14 protein-coding genes are annotated in these 14,810 nt (G+C 48.8%); 4 read left to right on the forward strand and 10 right to left on the reverse strand.

The window, feature by feature from the left end:
- Window positions 1-337 precede the first annotated feature (337 nt).
- Window positions 338-1,516 carry an ABC transporter substrate-binding protein gene (locus tag F4X88_07920; GenBank protein ID MYA56206.1) on the reverse strand — a complete coding sequence of 393 codons (1,179 nt, stop codon included), beginning with the start codon at window positions 1,514-1,516 and terminating at the stop codon, window positions 338-340.
- A gap of 133 nt (window positions 1,517-1,649) precedes the next feature.
- Here F4X88_07920 and F4X88_07925 point away from each other — a divergent pair, with 133 nt between their 5' ends.
- Genes F4X88_07925 through F4X88_07935 form a run of 3 tightly spaced genes read left to right on the forward strand, consistent with a single transcriptional unit; the run spans window position 1,650 to window position 4,145 of the window.
- Window positions 1,650-2,408, forward strand: coding sequence for a sulfotransferase (locus F4X88_07925; protein ID MYA56207.1), 759 nt, complete (start codon window positions 1,650-1,652; stop codon window positions 2,406-2,408).
- A gap of 17 nt (window positions 2,409-2,425) precedes the next feature.
- On the forward strand, window positions 2,426-3,445 hold the full coding sequence (locus tag F4X88_07930; GenBank protein ID MYA56208.1) for a Gfo/Idh/MocA family oxidoreductase: 1,020 nt from the start codon (window positions 2,426-2,428) through the stop codon (window positions 3,443-3,445).
- 4 nt (window positions 3,446-3,449) lie between these two features.
- Window positions 3,450-4,145, forward strand: a complete 696-nt coding sequence (locus F4X88_07935; protein ID MYA56209.1) for a haloacid dehalogenase type II — start codon at window positions 3,450-3,452, stop codon at window positions 4,143-4,145.
- A gap of 349 nt (window positions 4,146-4,494) precedes the next feature.
- On the opposite strand, the gene F4X88_07940 is transcribed toward F4X88_07935, so the two are convergent.
- The 5 genes from F4X88_07940 to F4X88_07960 all read right to left on the reverse strand — a co-directional run bounded on the left by F4X88_07940 (window position 4,495) and on the right by F4X88_07960 (window position 9,723).
- Entirely contained in the window at window positions 4,495-5,199 is a 705-nt protein-coding gene (locus F4X88_07940; GenBank protein MYA56210.1) for a hypothetical protein, read from the reverse strand.
- A 395-nt stretch (window positions 5,200-5,594) separates the two neighbouring features.
- Window positions 5,595-6,431 (reverse strand): hypothetical protein, encoded by an 837-nt coding sequence (locus F4X88_07945; protein MYA56211.1) that lies wholly within the window; start codon window positions 6,429-6,431, stop codon window positions 5,595-5,597.
- A 160-nt stretch (window positions 6,432-6,591) separates the two neighbouring features.
- The gene (locus tag F4X88_07950; GenBank protein ID MYA56212.1) at window positions 6,592-7,431 is read right to left on the reverse strand and encodes a phytanoyl-CoA dioxygenase family protein; all 840 of its coding nucleotides are present in this window, start codon (window positions 7,429-7,431) and stop codon (window positions 6,592-6,594) included.
- A 153-nt stretch (window positions 7,432-7,584) separates the two neighbouring features.
- Entirely contained in the window at window positions 7,585-8,937 is a 1,353-nt protein-coding gene (locus F4X88_07955) for an aspartate kinase (protein ID MYA56213.1), read from the reverse strand.
- A 66-nt stretch (window positions 8,938-9,003) separates the two neighbouring features.
- Window positions 9,004-9,723 carry a phytanoyl-CoA dioxygenase family protein gene (locus F4X88_07960; protein MYA56214.1) on the reverse strand — a complete coding sequence of 240 codons (720 nt, stop codon included), beginning with the start codon at window positions 9,721-9,723 and terminating at the stop codon, window positions 9,004-9,006.
- Window positions 9,724-9,882: 159 nt separating this feature from the next.
- Here F4X88_07960 and F4X88_07965 point away from each other — a divergent pair, with 159 nt between their 5' ends.
- Window positions 9,883-10,869, forward strand: a complete 987-nt coding sequence (locus tag F4X88_07965; protein MYA56215.1) for a ThuA domain-containing protein — start codon at window positions 9,883-9,885, stop codon at window positions 10,867-10,869.
- 247 nt (window positions 10,870-11,116) lie between these two features.
- Here the strand turns inward: F4X88_07965 and F4X88_07970 are convergent, their stop codons facing one another.
- From F4X88_07970 to F4X88_07985, 4 genes are all read right to left on the reverse strand, one after another.
- Window positions 11,117-11,881 (reverse strand): SDR family oxidoreductase, encoded by a 765-nt coding sequence (locus tag F4X88_07970; protein MYA56216.1) that lies wholly within the window; start codon window positions 11,879-11,881, stop codon window positions 11,117-11,119.
- Window positions 11,882-12,071: 190 nt separating this feature from the next.
- Window positions 12,072-12,881, reverse strand: a complete 810-nt coding sequence (locus F4X88_07975; protein MYA56217.1) for a dienelactone hydrolase family protein — start codon at window positions 12,879-12,881, stop codon at window positions 12,072-12,074.
- Window positions 12,882-12,891: 10 nt separating this feature from the next.
- On the reverse strand, window positions 12,892-14,001 hold the full coding sequence (locus F4X88_07980; GenBank protein MYA56218.1) for a hypothetical protein: 1,110 nt from the start codon (window positions 13,999-14,001) through the stop codon (window positions 12,892-12,894).
- 31 nt (window positions 14,002-14,032) lie between these two features.
- Complete coding sequence (locus F4X88_07985) at window positions 14,033-14,806, reverse strand: hypothetical protein (GenBank protein MYA56219.1); 774 nt, start codon at window positions 14,804-14,806, stop codon at window positions 14,033-14,035.
- Between the last annotated feature and the right edge of the window lie 4 nt (window positions 14,807-14,810).

The raw sequence follows: 14,810 nt of genomic DNA on the forward strand, positions 1-14,810 counted from the left end.
TAACCCCTAATGAGTGGGTAGGCAGCCACGTTACCAAGTGGTAACGCTCATTATGGCTGCCAACGTGATACTATTATTATAGCATTTTTTTGTGTTTTTGTCAAGGGGAAAAATGCTTTTTTTAGACAACAGTTTGGTCTAATTAACAAGGGCGGGCATTCATCCTAAACCTAAAGGATTAGCCTTTCTGCCCGAATTTCGGTAAACTAAATTGCGTGGAATCTTGAGCGATAGCCGAGAAACAACAGATGAAGAGTATCGGTATTATCAATCTCAGGAAGATAGAAATTCTCATATCAGAACATATTGGAGCAATCTGGGACCATTGCTGTTCGGATTAGAAGGGATCGATCTGCTTGTGAAACTGCTTTTCGCCATTTTTAATGGTGAAAATGACTGCACTTTTTGTTGGATGCCGGTTTTCGTCATAACTGGCGATCGGCGTTGCCCCGGTATAGTTTTCTGTTGTCGCTAATTCTGCCCGGATCGCTTCACCTTCCAAACTTCCAGAACGCGCAATGGCGGCGAAAAGCAGTTGTACTGCGTCGTAACTGACTGCATGGCCGCCGATAGGAAGTTCTCCATAAACGGCTTGATAAGTTTCCACAAACGCTTTCCCACTCGGTTGATCGGTTGCGGCTGAAAAATGCCCGCTGAAGAAGCTCCCTTCAATGTGCCTTGCTTCATTCATCAGTAGGTCGGGATTGTCCCATGCATCTGTGCCGAGGAACAGTAGGGGTTCCCCTGCTGCATTTTGCAATGGAAGGGCTCTCGCTTGTTGCACTATAAGGGTGGTTTCTTCTGATAACCCGGATACAAAGAGTGCTTCAGGCATAGCTGCAGCGATCTCGGTGAGGTGCTCGGTAAAATCTGTAGTGCCCTCTTCATAAAACACATTCGCCGCGATGATGCCGCCTACGTCCGTGAAATTGGTAAGAAAGAATTCGGATATGCCTTCTGTATAGACTTCACCGCTTCGGGTGAGCAGGGCAGCAGTGGTCAGCTTAAGATCTTCTTTCGCAAACCGCGCCATGACGTTCCCTTGAAAACTGTCGGTGAAGGCTGCCATAAAGACAAAATCACCGGCACTTGTCACGTTTGGATTCGTTGCAGTTGTGGTAATCATCGGGATACTGTGTTGCTGGGCAACTGCGCCTACCGGAATAGCATGTGCAGAGCGGTTGGGACCCACAAGTGCGACAATGTCGTCGTCAAGGATCATCCTTGAGGCGGCTTCAACAGCGGCTTCGGGCGTAAGAATTCCGACCTCGGTTACCAATTCAATGGGCATACCGAGTAAACCGCCATCTGCGTTAATTTCTGCCACAGCTATCTGACCCCCATTTGGATATGTCACCCGACTCCCCGAAGCGAGGAACCCAATTTTAACAGTGTGAGTTGACTCTGGGACAACACCTTTTCCTGGCGTAACCACCTTTTGGATCCCGTCACATCCAATGAGTGCTGTTATCAACACCCAAAAACCAAACATTGCTATAGATATATCTCTCACCATGGCTCCTTATTTTGACTTTTTGCTTGTATTATCCAATGATTTCTGTTAAAGTGCAGACAGCACCAAATACTTCTATGCATTATCCTTTAATTTCCTGAAATAAACAAGTGATTTCTATGTAACACTCTCTACTATGGAAAGTTTAATCACAGTGATTGGGCGCGGTCATTCTGGGACGCGCGCCATTTCTCATACGTTATACGCCAGTGGGGTTTTCATGGGAAGCCAGCTGAACCCCTCTGGCGATAAGATTCCACCGCACGCCATGTATGATGCCTGTCGAGTAATGGCGCAATATGTCAAATGGCAAGGTGGACTCTCGTGGGATTTTGAACCCCTGTTTACGATGCCGATCGATCCAGAATTTGAACGGCTCATCACTACCTATCTTGAAGACGTGCTACAGAATCCGGCACCCCACAAAGGCTGGAAGATACCCGAGACAACGTTAGTCTATCCATGGATAATTCGGATGTTCCCTGAGATAAAGTTCATTCACTGGATTCGGGATCCACGGGATTGTATCCGGGGTAGCCATAAAACCGATGACCTTCGCGATTTCGGGGTCTTCTATCCTGAAACGGACGACATCTATGAAAGGCGGGCGATTTCTTGGATTTACCAGTATAAGCTTATGCAAGCGACCCCGATGCCTAAAAATGTTATCCACATCCGTTTTGAAGACTTCGTCCTGAATCAGGAGGCAATACTCAAAAAACTGGAGGCGTTCTTGGAAATCCCTTTGGGTCGGATTATAGTGCGTCCAGATGCAGTCGAACGCTGGAAGAGAGACGTTAGGGAATTGGAACCCGGAGCATCGTTACCACAATACCAGTTTGCGTTTCTGAAAAAAGCAATCGTTGAAAACGGTTACCCCTTAACAGCAACCTAACAAAGAAAGGAAATATTATGTCAACTACTTATCGTGTTGGACTTGTCGGCGCAGGTGGCATTGCCAACGCACACGGCAACGCGTGCCAACAAGCCCCCAGTGCTGAATTGGCGGCGATCTGTGACGTGTCAGAAAACGCGTTAGCAAATTTCGGTGAACGATTTGACGTGGCTCCTGAAAACCGCTACCTCTCTTTAGAAGAGATGTTAGACGCTGAGAACTTAGATATAGCCGTTATTTGTACCTGGGGTGCTTTCCACGCTGAGGTCGGTATCCAGCTTTCTGAGTCCCGTCAAGTCAAAGCAATTTTATGTGAGAAGCCGTTCACGTCAACAGCTGCGGAGGCGGAAGCGTTCGTCAGTGCGGCGCAAGAGAACGGTGTGCTGGTGGCGGAAGCGTTTAAATTCCGGCATCATCCGATGCATCTCAAAGCGAAAGAACTTATTGATTCGGGGGCAATCGGGGACTTTAAGGCGATCCGCAGCACCTTCTGCACGGGTGGCGGCGGCGGCGGTCCCGAAACGCGACGCCCTGAGATGAATTGGCGGTTTAACAAAGCGAAGGGTGGGGGTAGTATTTACGATCTGGCGTGTTACAATATCCACCACGCTCGCTTCATGTTCGGCGCGGAACCGATTCGGGTGTCAGGAATGTCTCAAGCCGGATTAGAAGTAGACGATGGTTCCTATCTATTGTTAGTATTCCCAGGCGAACGGGTTGCCCAGATTTCAACCGGTTTTAACTGTGCGGGTGGACAGTATGCCGAAATGTCAGGCACCGGCGGCATGTGCCGACTCGACCGGGTTTGGAACAATGAGAACACAGCAGTCAACATTGAGCTTACCACGCGAGAGGGCACAGAAATCATTGATTTTGAACCCTGTTTCCAGTTTGCATTGCAATTGGAGCACATGTGCGAGGTTGTAGGGACCGGAAAACCGCATCGTATCTCACCAGAGAGTTGCGTGAATCAGATGCGTGTCATTGATGCGGCATTTGAGGCAATGGCAACTGGACGCACGGTCGAATTGGGGTAACAGAATGGCGAACCTTGCAGAGACGAAAGCACTTACATTTGACCTGTTCGGCACAATTTTGGATTTAGGGGGTAGCCTCACCCCCTTTATTGACGAATCGCTGAAGGCACGCGCTGCGGATGTATCAGCGGATGAATTCTGGGCACAGTGGCGATATCGGCAGCGAATTGAACAGTATCAAGATACGATTGTGATGCTCGGGCATAGCGGTTACTTGGAGACGGTTCGGCGTGCGGTGCACTATGTTCTGAGGGCAAACGGCATTGCTGCTGACCCTGATACGGTAGCAGAATTTATGCGTGGCTGGCAGCGCCTTTCACCCTTTCCTGAAGTGTTGTCTGCACTTGAGAAGATGCAATCTCGGTATCAGTTGGTGGTGTTGTCCAACGGGGATCCATCGTTTTTAGAATATCTCGTCACGGAACGGGTTGCTTGGGATTTTGACGGTGTAATCTCGGTGACATCGGTCGGTGCGTTTAAGCCCCATCCAGCGGTTTACCGCGCCGCAGCGGGGAAGTTAGGGCTTGAAGTTAACGAGTGTATAATGGTATCTGCGAACTCGTTTGACATCATGGGGGCGCGAGCGTGTGGTCTTAGAGGTGCGTTTGTGAACCGTTATCGACTTCCGTATGAGGATACGCCTTACCAACCCGATGTAACCGTGAACGATTTTACGGAGTTAGCAGAAGCGTTGCTATAGGAAACACGAACCCCGTCACTATGTTAATTTTGGATTTTCACGTCGCCCCACAACGTGTTTAAGAGCGACATCGATGGAGCAACTGGCAATGGCTTAGGTGCGAACCAATTACATGAAAACGCTTGCTTAATCCGAAATTGGGTTTGATACGTTTAGCCAAATCAAGGCTTGAAGAAATTCGACATCTTCCCCAAGAGGTGTAAGACTATTGCTCGCGGGTTGAACGGACGCAAATCATGTGCCGCATCTTACAACCCATTTTTTCGCACCTCGTATTTTTGCCACGAATATGAACGGGGAAAGAACGTCCGAACGCCGATGAACACTGAAAACCAATAATTTTTGACGCTTAGTACCCGGCTTTGATTTCCCCCCATGAGGCAGCAAGCTTATCTGCCGGCTCAACAGCAAAGGGATTCCCAATCACCTTAACGTCAAGTTCGACGAACTCATAAGTCGGTGGGTCTGTTTTACTGGCTTCGTGTGAATGCCCACTTCCCTTATCGGTCCACGAATCCCACTCCGGCTCGTCCGGAATATCGGTGTTTGATTCACGGGCAACTTCGACGCCGTTAATCCAAATCACACAACCATCGTCAAAGTCTGCTCCTAGCTCAACTTTGCTATTTGACCTGATGGACTTGACCTCGAAGACAGCGCGGCTGTAGACCATTGCAAGGTCTCCTTTACCAATGACCAGATTGTCATCGTTGTCACCGTAACCGACACCGTATTCGCCCTTTTCCCAATCTTTATCGTCAAATTTTGGTTGTGTCCAGCCGGTGGGATCTTTATCCGAAGGGATATTCTCCTCAGGCTGAATGGCAGTGCACTTGTGGCCTTCATCGACCACGATTTTACCATCAATTTTCAACTGAATGATTAAGGTTAAATCACTACTGCCGGCTGAATCGTTGACAGCCGCTCCAGCAATGAGATTCTCTCCTCTGGCAATCGGTGCCTTTTCACCACTTGCTTCAAGAGCGCATTTAGCGGCATTATTTAATGAGGCAATCATCAAAATAACGATGCCTGCCTGAATAATAAGTTTCATGATTTTGTCCTCCTTCAGAATCAGCGGGACTTTAAGCCAAAATCCGTCCCTCTTAAATATTCATCAAACTCACATTATAAAACGGATGCTACCAACCTCATTTGCCAATATGTTAACATATTTGTCAAAAAAATGTCAAGAAAATGTCAAACAATTCTTTTTACGGATTTTGCTTGGAATGGTAAACCGGTAATAGGGAATGCCGTGAATTGGGCACGCTACGTCCAAAAATATTCGTAATCTGGACACATCACATTGGTTGTTGTAAGGCGTGAGGTATGCGATTGATTGTATCCAAGGGATAAGCGGGGTTACGGACCCCGCCAGCAAATAAGAAGGCGTGGAAGGAAAGAAGCCGGAGATAGGTTCTTAGAGAAAAGAGAGAAGTGTGAGATCTACGACCACACGAACACTTCACCATCTTCGGGGGAGTATCCGATAAATACTGCCAAAACAATTCGGGCGCGCGTGCCTTGCACGGGTGGAACCTCGTGGATACATCGCGTGTTGAAGAAGTAGAGATCTCCCTGATTCAGATCGACCTGATAGTTTTCTATCCCGTTGTCAGCGGCGTATTGATCAAAAGTTTCTTCAACGATATGGGGTTGAATCTCATCAGACCAGAGGCAGCGATGCAAGAGAGCTTGCGTCCCTTTCCCGTTTTCATCCGCGTTTTGGACGCACAATACCCCTGCGAACTGATGCTCAAAGCGGTAGACTTGATAATCGGTGCGATTCTCTCGGTATTTAACGTGATCGATGTGTGGCTTATAACTGTGCGTTTCGTAATGGACACGGAAGATCGCTGGACCGTAAAGCGAACCGTCCGGTTCCCGCGCGACCTTTACCTCTTGTTTCGGGGAAAGTGCAGTCAGGGAATCGTAGATGAGATTGACAGGGTTATCCAATCCATCAAACAGAAACTTAAAAAGGTGATGTGTGGCTTTGGCGTGTGCCAGAAATTTCGTCTTATCCGCGCCACGATTACCGAGACTGGTTCCGATGTCGATACGGGTGCGCTTGTCAGGCGAGTTGATGTCGGCTTCGTCGCGCATCAATCCCATATTTGTAAATCGGTTGATAAGCCCTTGGCATTGCGCGGGTGAATAGGCGTTCCGAAGGATAATAGCGGGCATTTCTGCTTGGGAGAGTGCGTAAATCGGGTCGCTGTAAGTTTTACAAACCGTTTCGAGGTCAGGCTCAGCGGGGAGCCAATTGTTTTGGACGTTCATAGTAGCCTCCGTCCTGAATTTTTTAACTCTTAAATCTGGACGATGCCTCCGTTGTCGGCATCGGTCTATCCTTGATTCAAAACTTTTTTTAGGTTATGAAAAGTTTGTTAACAATTAGAAGTCTACAAGAACAACAGACGCAAAAACTCAGAAACACTCCTTAAAATCTCGGATTGAAAAGATAATCGTAATCGTCTATTTTTTCCTTAGTGAAGTCAAGGAACTCGGCATTATGGTCGAGATCGCTGTTTTCAAAAGCGGCTTCACATCCGATTTTATACTTCAGGCGCCGGTCGGATTTCAGCCAACTCGCACGGTAAATCATTGCGATCATGTGTCGGGGTTGATCGGATGGGTTGGGGACACCGCGGTGCCACAAGCGTATGTCTCGAATCAAGGCACTCCCCTTTTTCGCGTTTCCACGGATAGGGGGTACGATTTTACGACGTGCTTCCTCTTCTTCAGGCTCTATTCGGCGTCCACTGACATCCAGATGTGAGCCGGGCCAGAGTTCTACACTGCCATTTTGCTCTGTCGTATCAAGTGGAGAAATATTAACGACGACTTCTGCTGTGGGATGCGCGACGTCGTGGTCTGGCCACAGGTGAGAACCGTCTCTGTGAAGCGGTTGGGTTATACTCCCCGGACAGTTTGTGTTGCCGTTGTAAAAGTTATTGTAGAGTCCGGGCCCCAGCAGTTCTTTCGTCACCTGCACCACATACGGATTGGCGACGACATCTCTAAACATGTAGGGGGCATAAGGTGGCGGTCCCTGCTGGAGGTGTCCTACGAGTCTGCCTGCACCGCCCCATTTTTCCGCATTAATAAGGACTTGTGAATCGGCATCCATCCGTTCGCGAAGAATGTCCAAGTGCTCATGGTTGACGACGTTCTCCAAAACAACGTAGCCGTCAACACGGATGGCTTTAAGGGCTTCTGCCACGTGTGCATCTGTCAGTTTTCCTGCTGCCAATTCTGCCGATTGAACGGTTATTTCCATTTTTTAATTATTCCTTGCGGGTAAGTGACGCTAATTTGTGCTTTGAAGGTTTTCGTGTTCGAGTCACCCGCTCCGTTGTTGCGGGTTTGTATCTAAACGCACTGTAAATCCGAAATGTTTTAACTTCGGGTACCTCCACGCTGCTGCAATCCGTTACCCAAAAAATTCGGCATAGAGTGCTTGAACGGCGGTCTCCATATCATTGGATTTTATGCCGAACATCATACTCACTTCGTTAGAACCTTGGTTAATCATCTCAATGTTGACCTTCGATCCAGCTAACGCATTTGTCGCACGCGAGGCGATGCCGACGGTGTGACGCATACCTTCCCCCACAACCATGATGAGGGAGAGGCCGCGTTCTACGAAAATATCTTCGGGTGCGAGGGTCTGCCGAATCTGTTCGACAATTCGTTTCTCTTTCTGTGTAGATAGGTTATCCTCTCGGAGGATGACGGACATGTTATCTATCCCAGAAGGGATATGCTCAAAAGAGATGTCTTCGGCTTCTAATATCTGCAACAATCGCCGCCCAAACCCAATTTGGCGGTTCATTAAGTATTTGCTGAGATAGATGCAACAGACGCTGTCCATCGCAGCGATACCGACGACCGGAATATCCGTCGACTTACGGTTTGGAACAATTAGTGTACCGTCCCCTTTCGGGTTATTCGTATTGCGGATGTTGACAGGTACCTGCGCGCGGTAGACCGGTTCGAGTGCTTCATCGTGGAACACGGAAAAGCCTGCGTAAGAGAGTTCGCGCATCTCACGGTAGGTTAACTCGGCGATTGGTGCCGGATCCTTAACGATAGATGGATTCGCGGCAAACACGGAATCGACGTCTGTAAAGTTCTCATAGACTTCCGCCCGAACAGCACTGGCGAGAATAGCCCCCGTGATGTCTGAACCCCCGCGTGAGAAAGTTACAACGTGTCCCTGTTCCGAGTAACCGAAAAATCCTGGGAAAATGGTGATGCCGGGACGCTCGTGTAAATCACGCAGCCGGTTGTATGCTTCGGGTAACACTTGTGCGTTCCCGGGTTCGTCGGAAAGGAGCAATCCAGCATCCTTCGGGTTCACATAATGTGCGTCTACACCGCGTGCCTGTAGCACTTGTGCGATGAGGCGTGCGCAGTTGTCTTCACCACCTGCCTTCATTGTATCCATATAAAGGTCGGCATCGGTTGTGCTATTTTCCAAACGCTCCGTTAGATCACGAGCGATCGGCTCGACGACTTCGGGTGGAAGACTTAATTCGGAGGCAATACGCCTGTAGCGTTCAATCGCTTCAGCGCATTCCGAGGCACCGATTTTTCCTGTGAGCCGTTCTGATGCAGCAGCAATGAGTAAATCTGTTACTTTGATGTCTTGGCTATATCGTTTTCCGGGAGCAGAGACAACAATGAGTCGGCGTCCCGGATCGGCAGTGATGATATCGCAAACACGGCGGACCTGCTCCGCTGTAGCCAGGGAACTTCCGCCAAATTTTGATACTTTTAACAATCCAGATCCTCCAATTTTTATTTTTTGTAACACCGTGAAGCCGTTTGGAATTTCAGCGTGAACACATTATTTTTTCAGATGTGAGACGTGTGTTCCTTCAGTTGGCTCAAACGGTTGTGAGTTCTCACCCATATAGTGGCATATAAAACTCCGTCGCCATCGGTCGGGCGTTTTATTCATGTAGGAACCGTGAATAACTTTCCCATCAAAGAAAAGGGTGTCCCCGGGCGCCATGTCTATTCCGAGTTCTTCGGTGTTTTTCGGTTTGACGGCTTGGACGTTTGTAAACGAAATAGCCGTATCTGCTGCTTCAACAGAGAGCAGCCCGCCTTGATGGGAACGTGGGATCAGCACCATGCGTCCAACTGCTGCGTCCGATGTATCTAATGCTACCCAAACGCCAATGATCGGCTCTATTGTGATATATTGTTCATCTTGGTGTAGAGCTTGCCCGCGCGCGCCGGGTGGTTTGAAATAGAGCATTGTTTGTAGCAGCACCGGCGTATCATCGATCAGTTTCTCAGTAACGGTAAGCAGGTTCGTATCCGCTGCCCATTCTTCGGTTAACTCGTCCCAGTTGTGCATATTAATCATGCGTGGGAATTGGTGATTTGGGTCATCGGCGTGGTCGGTTGTGCCACCGGTGTCACCGGGTTTCGGACCTTCTGCACGACGTTTCATATAATGCGCGCGCATCAATGTTACTGTGGCTGTATCAAAAAGATGTGGAATTACCACGAAGCCCTGCTCTTTGTAGTGGTCTCGCTGTTGGGCGGTTAAATGCATGGACAATTTCTCCTGCAGGTTGCCTGTCCGTTTTGGATACTGTTTTCAAGCTTGTCTTTTAATTTTATGGTAATTTCGGATATTTGTCAAAGTTTTTTGTCTATAGGCACACAACCTTTGATTCTCCATAAATAGATTCGACGTGACTTTCTCGGGGAAATGTGCTATACTTATGCAAAATTTTACTTATGTATTGGAGTTTATTTTTTGATGAAAAACGAATGGGTTGTTTACGAAGGAAACGAGGGTCCTGGAAAGGGCAAACACATTGTTCTCGTCAGTGGCGATGAAGAGTATCGCTCTGAAGAGGCTCTGCCGATGTTGGGGAAAGTGTTAGCGACACACCATGGGTTTACATGTACCGTGCTGTTTGCTATTGATCCGGAAACAGGGGACATCGATCCGGAGGTGCAGACGAACATTCCGGGACTCCACCATTTAGAATCCGCGGATATGATGGTGCTGTTCACGCGTTTCCGCGAACTGCCCGATGAACAGATGAAATATGTCGTTGACTATACGAACGCCGGCAAACCTGTGATGGGACTCCGCACAGCCACACACGCTTTCAGTTACAGCCGGAATCTCGAGAGTCCGTATGCAAAATACAGTTTTGACAGTGAGGAATTTGAGGGTGGATACGGCAGACAAGTGCTCGGCGAGACGTGGGTTAACCATCATGGGCATCACGGTGTAGAGAGTGCACGCGGTGTTATTGACGAAGCGATGCAAGACCACCCAATTCTCAAAGGTGTTGACGATGTTTGGGGACCGTCCGATGTCTACGGTATTAATGATTTAACGGGTGACTCGCAAGTGCTCATCCACGGACAGGTATTGGTCGGTATGGAACCGACAGATGCCCCCAAACCGGATACCGTCACAATGCCGATGGTGTGGATTAAGACCTATACGGGTGATGACGGCAATACCTCACGCGTCCTCAATACAACGATGGGTGCCTCGGTTGACTTAGAAAGCGAAGGACTTCGCCGTCTTCTCGTCAATGGTTGTTATTGGTGCATGGGGATGGAGGACGCAATTCCTGATAAAAGCGTTGTTGACTATGTCGACGATTATGCCCCAACGTTCTTCGGTTTCGGCACATTTACAAAAGGTGTCCGCCCAGAAGAGCATGCTCTATAGGCATCGTCAGAGTTTCGTGTCTCGCTTGTTTATTTTATTGATACGGGTGAGGCACGACATTTTGTTCTCTGCGTGCGCGTAAAATGGAGAATTCATTATGAACACGTCATTTGAAAGACCCTATAGACCTGTGGACTTAAATACATCCGCAGGTGATGTCCTTCATAGTGTCTATGCCAACGAAGATAGCGCGTTTCTCGTTGTGATTGGTGGAAAGCAGCCTAAATAGCACCTAATCGGATACTGTTTAGAGCGATAGAATTCCGCCCTCAACGAGCATCGGGGCACCTGTCATGTATCTGGATTCATCGGAGGCTAAATAGACCGCAGCCCAAGCGATGTCTTCGGGTTCACCGATGCCCAACGGGTGCATCTCTTTAATTTCTGTGTTGATCGCCTCTGGGTCTGGCTGCTTCGATAAAAATTCTTGGTAGAGTTCAGTGTTAATCGTGCCTGGACAGAGACTGTTGACTCGGATGTTGTCTTCGGCATACCGGACCGCCATGCTTCGTGTGAGATGCACGACAGCGGCTTTGGAGGAGGTATAGGCAGGGTGCATCGGGAACCCAACATAGGCAGATTCACTCGCCATATTGATGATCGAACCGCCCCCGGCTTCGCGCATCAACGGGATTATCGCCCGAGAAACGAGGTAGATGCTCTTCACATTAACGGCGTATTGGTGATCCCAGTCTGCTTCGGAGATCTCTTCTAATTCACCCACGACAGCAATACCGGCGTTGTTGAATAGCACATTAGGGGTACCGAGTTCAGAGGTGACGTGGGCAACGGCACTCTCAATCTGTGCAGCGTCGGTCACGTCGCACTCACAGAAAAGGGCATTTCCACCGGAGGATCGGATCTGCGCCGCGGCTGCTTCGCCGCGTTCTGTGTTCACGTCCCAGATAGCCACGGCTGCGCCTTCACCTGCAAAGAGTTCTGCGCTTTTCGCGCCGATGCCTCGCGCTGCGCCTGTGATAACGGAGATTTTGTCTTTGAGTCGGTTTGCCATATATGTTCCTTAAGGAAGGCTAAAAATCGGTAGCCTGCAACAATACGCAGAAATACGCAGAAATACGCAGAAATGCCCAAGCAAAGACCCCTATCAAAAACCCCAAGCAAAAACACGGAGGTGGATCTACGCGAATAACTTTTGTTTCTTCAATATCCCTGACCGAACCGCAAGGTAAAATTAAAAATCTTTAGAGTCCTCGAAGGAGGGATACCCACCGCTCCCATGCGGCTTTGGTGGCGGCTTTCTGTGCGTCGTTGGCATCTTCTGCCATACCGCGCCTCAGGAAGGCGTGACCGACACCTTCATAGATGACGGGGTCGTAGGTGACGCTTGCGGCATCCGCGGCGGCTTTGGTAGCATCGATCGTGGCGTTGATACGGTTGTCACTTTCTCCATAAAAGCCATACACGGGTGCCGATATTTTGGGAACATCTTCTATTGGGGCAGCACGACCGTAGAACACGAAACCAGCGGCGATTGTATCGGAATGGACGGCATAACTGAACGTTTGTCCGCCTCCCCAGCAGAATCCGGAGACCGCGACTTTCTCGTTGGTTGACGGTAGATCGCGGGCATATTTCTGGATGGTATCCAGATCAGATGTGACTTGGGACGGTGAAAGTTCACGGATAGTCCGTCGGACATCGTCACCGGAGCCAAAACTCTCCGTGCCACCACCGTCAGGTCCCATACCGGAAAGCAGGTCGGGGCAAATTGCCACGAATCCATCGGCGGCGAGCCTATCTGCCACGAGCCGGATCCAATCGGTGAGTCCAAAAATCTCGTGGATGACAATGATAGCCGTCGCGGGTTCCTTCACCTCTGGATACACAACAAATGTGTTGACGACACGTTCATCGGCGGTCGTTACTTTCACCCATTCGCCGTGGCGCGGTGATGCCTCGAGTTGCGTTTTGATACTGTCAGCACTTGTGTTTCCGATGAACAATAAACTGGCAAAAAAGAGGACTAACATGAAAGCGTGGTATATCTGCATAGCTGATTCCTTATTTTTCCTTTGTTTTGTGAATGATGGATTCTACGACTTTCTGCAGTTCAGAGGCAGGCATCGCGCCGAACAGGAAGAAGTGAATATCCGAACTGGACCAACTGAAGGCATACGTCGGTCCGCGTTGGTGTTTATGGACACGCGTGCCATCAAGTTCAATTACATCCGATCCTCTGCGTCTGTCACTGCCACGACGGGCGCGTTTGTCGGTTGTCTCAAATATGGAGAAACCCAACAAACCATCAGTGTAGATCAGATGGATGGTATTCTTTTTATCTTTTATACCGTGAATATCCTGGAGCTGGAATCCCGGTGGCAGATATTCAGGCTGGATGGGTTTTGTTTTAAGTATATTTTCTCCGTCTGCAAGCGAGATTGAATAGCTGCGTTGCGGTTCGATTCTTATCTCTTTTTGAAAGGCTTTCCATTTCCGTTCTATGATTTCAGGATCGAAACTAATTCGGGTATAGACGGACATTGCCCGAAGGACACCTTCAGCGTCGAGTGCCTCTAATCGCAGGATAACTCCGTTTTCACGGGCAAAGAAAATTCGATGTGTCGGTCTGCCAGCGAATTTGGGAGTAATCGTTAGGAGGTCGGTTTCATAATTCGCTATATCTTCTGTAGCAGCAGATTTTTCCAAGTCGTAATTTTGGACAATCAGTTCAACATCTTTTTCGGAAAATAGACCTCTCACTTGATGCCATCTGTGACCTTCGTGCTCCGTATCTCGATCGTTTCTGCGATTCTCGTTCCGGTCACTTCTCCGATTATCTCTGTGCCTTTCGTCTCGACGTTCGTCGCCGCGGGGACCGCCGAACGACTTTCGCTCACCCACCACAGACAGTTCCTTTCCGTAGAAAATATCCGGGGATTTATGGATAACGAGTTCTTCAAACGTGCGAGTGCCTCTTGACGAAATGAACGTCTTTAAACGAATCCCTACGTAGTTGACTTCACGCTCGGCTGCTGCAATGCGTTCAAGCGTCCCGGTATCAGCCGAAAGGGGTTGAGGTGACCAGAGCAAAAACGCTAAAACTGGAATACAAAAGAGATAGTATATAGGTTTCAAGCCCTTGCGAAGGATAAAATATGTATAGATTCGCATAGATTCACCTGTTTGGTTCCTATTGCGTAATTTAATTCCCTACATCCTCCAGATAGAGGTTGAGAAACAGTTCAGCGTCATCGGTTGTTTCTGCGGGTAAAGCGTCTTCCGAAGATGTTGTGCTAAAGGAGACACCGACGTTTGCATCATAAGTGTTATCTACCAATTGTTCGGTGTGAAGCCCGAAGTAGAAATCAAGTGTCTCTTCGTATTGCGATCCTGTCGGATTGTAAAAGTAGAGGGCACCCAAAATCAGGACGAGTGTCAGAATACCGGTTGCGCCTGCGGTAACAGGACGGAAAAACCAGCGTCCAAGGTCGGGTATCCAGCGTCTTATATCAGGTATCCATCCGGTGTGAGTGGATTCCTCTTTGCGTGTCTGTGCGGCTTGTTGGCGTATTTTCGCCATCACTGTGCTCTGGATAGATGACGGTGCAGGATGCTGAATTGTTTTGATCCGCTCTCGATTTTGGCGGAACACCGAGAGCATATTGGAACACTCGCTGCAGGAATGGAGGTGCGCTTCCATCCGATCGCGCATGTCATGCGCCAATTCGCCATCTAAATAGGCAGAGAGTTCATCTTGAAACTGCGTATGTATTTTTGCCATCACCCCGTCTTTGAGTGTTGATGGCACTGGGTGCGCGATGTTTGCGACTCTCTGACGGTTCTCTTCAAACGCTGCCAGTATATCGGAACACTCGACGCAGGAACGCAGATGTGCTTCAATTTGCTTATGCCGACTCGGGCTTAATTCATTATCTAAGTAGGCGGATAATTCCTCTTGGATTTTTCGATGGTTCATATCT

It is taken from the genome of Candidatus Poribacteria bacterium, assembly GCA_009839745.1.
Lineage (GTDB): Bacteria > Poribacteria > WGA-4E > WGA-4E > WGA-3G > WGA-3G.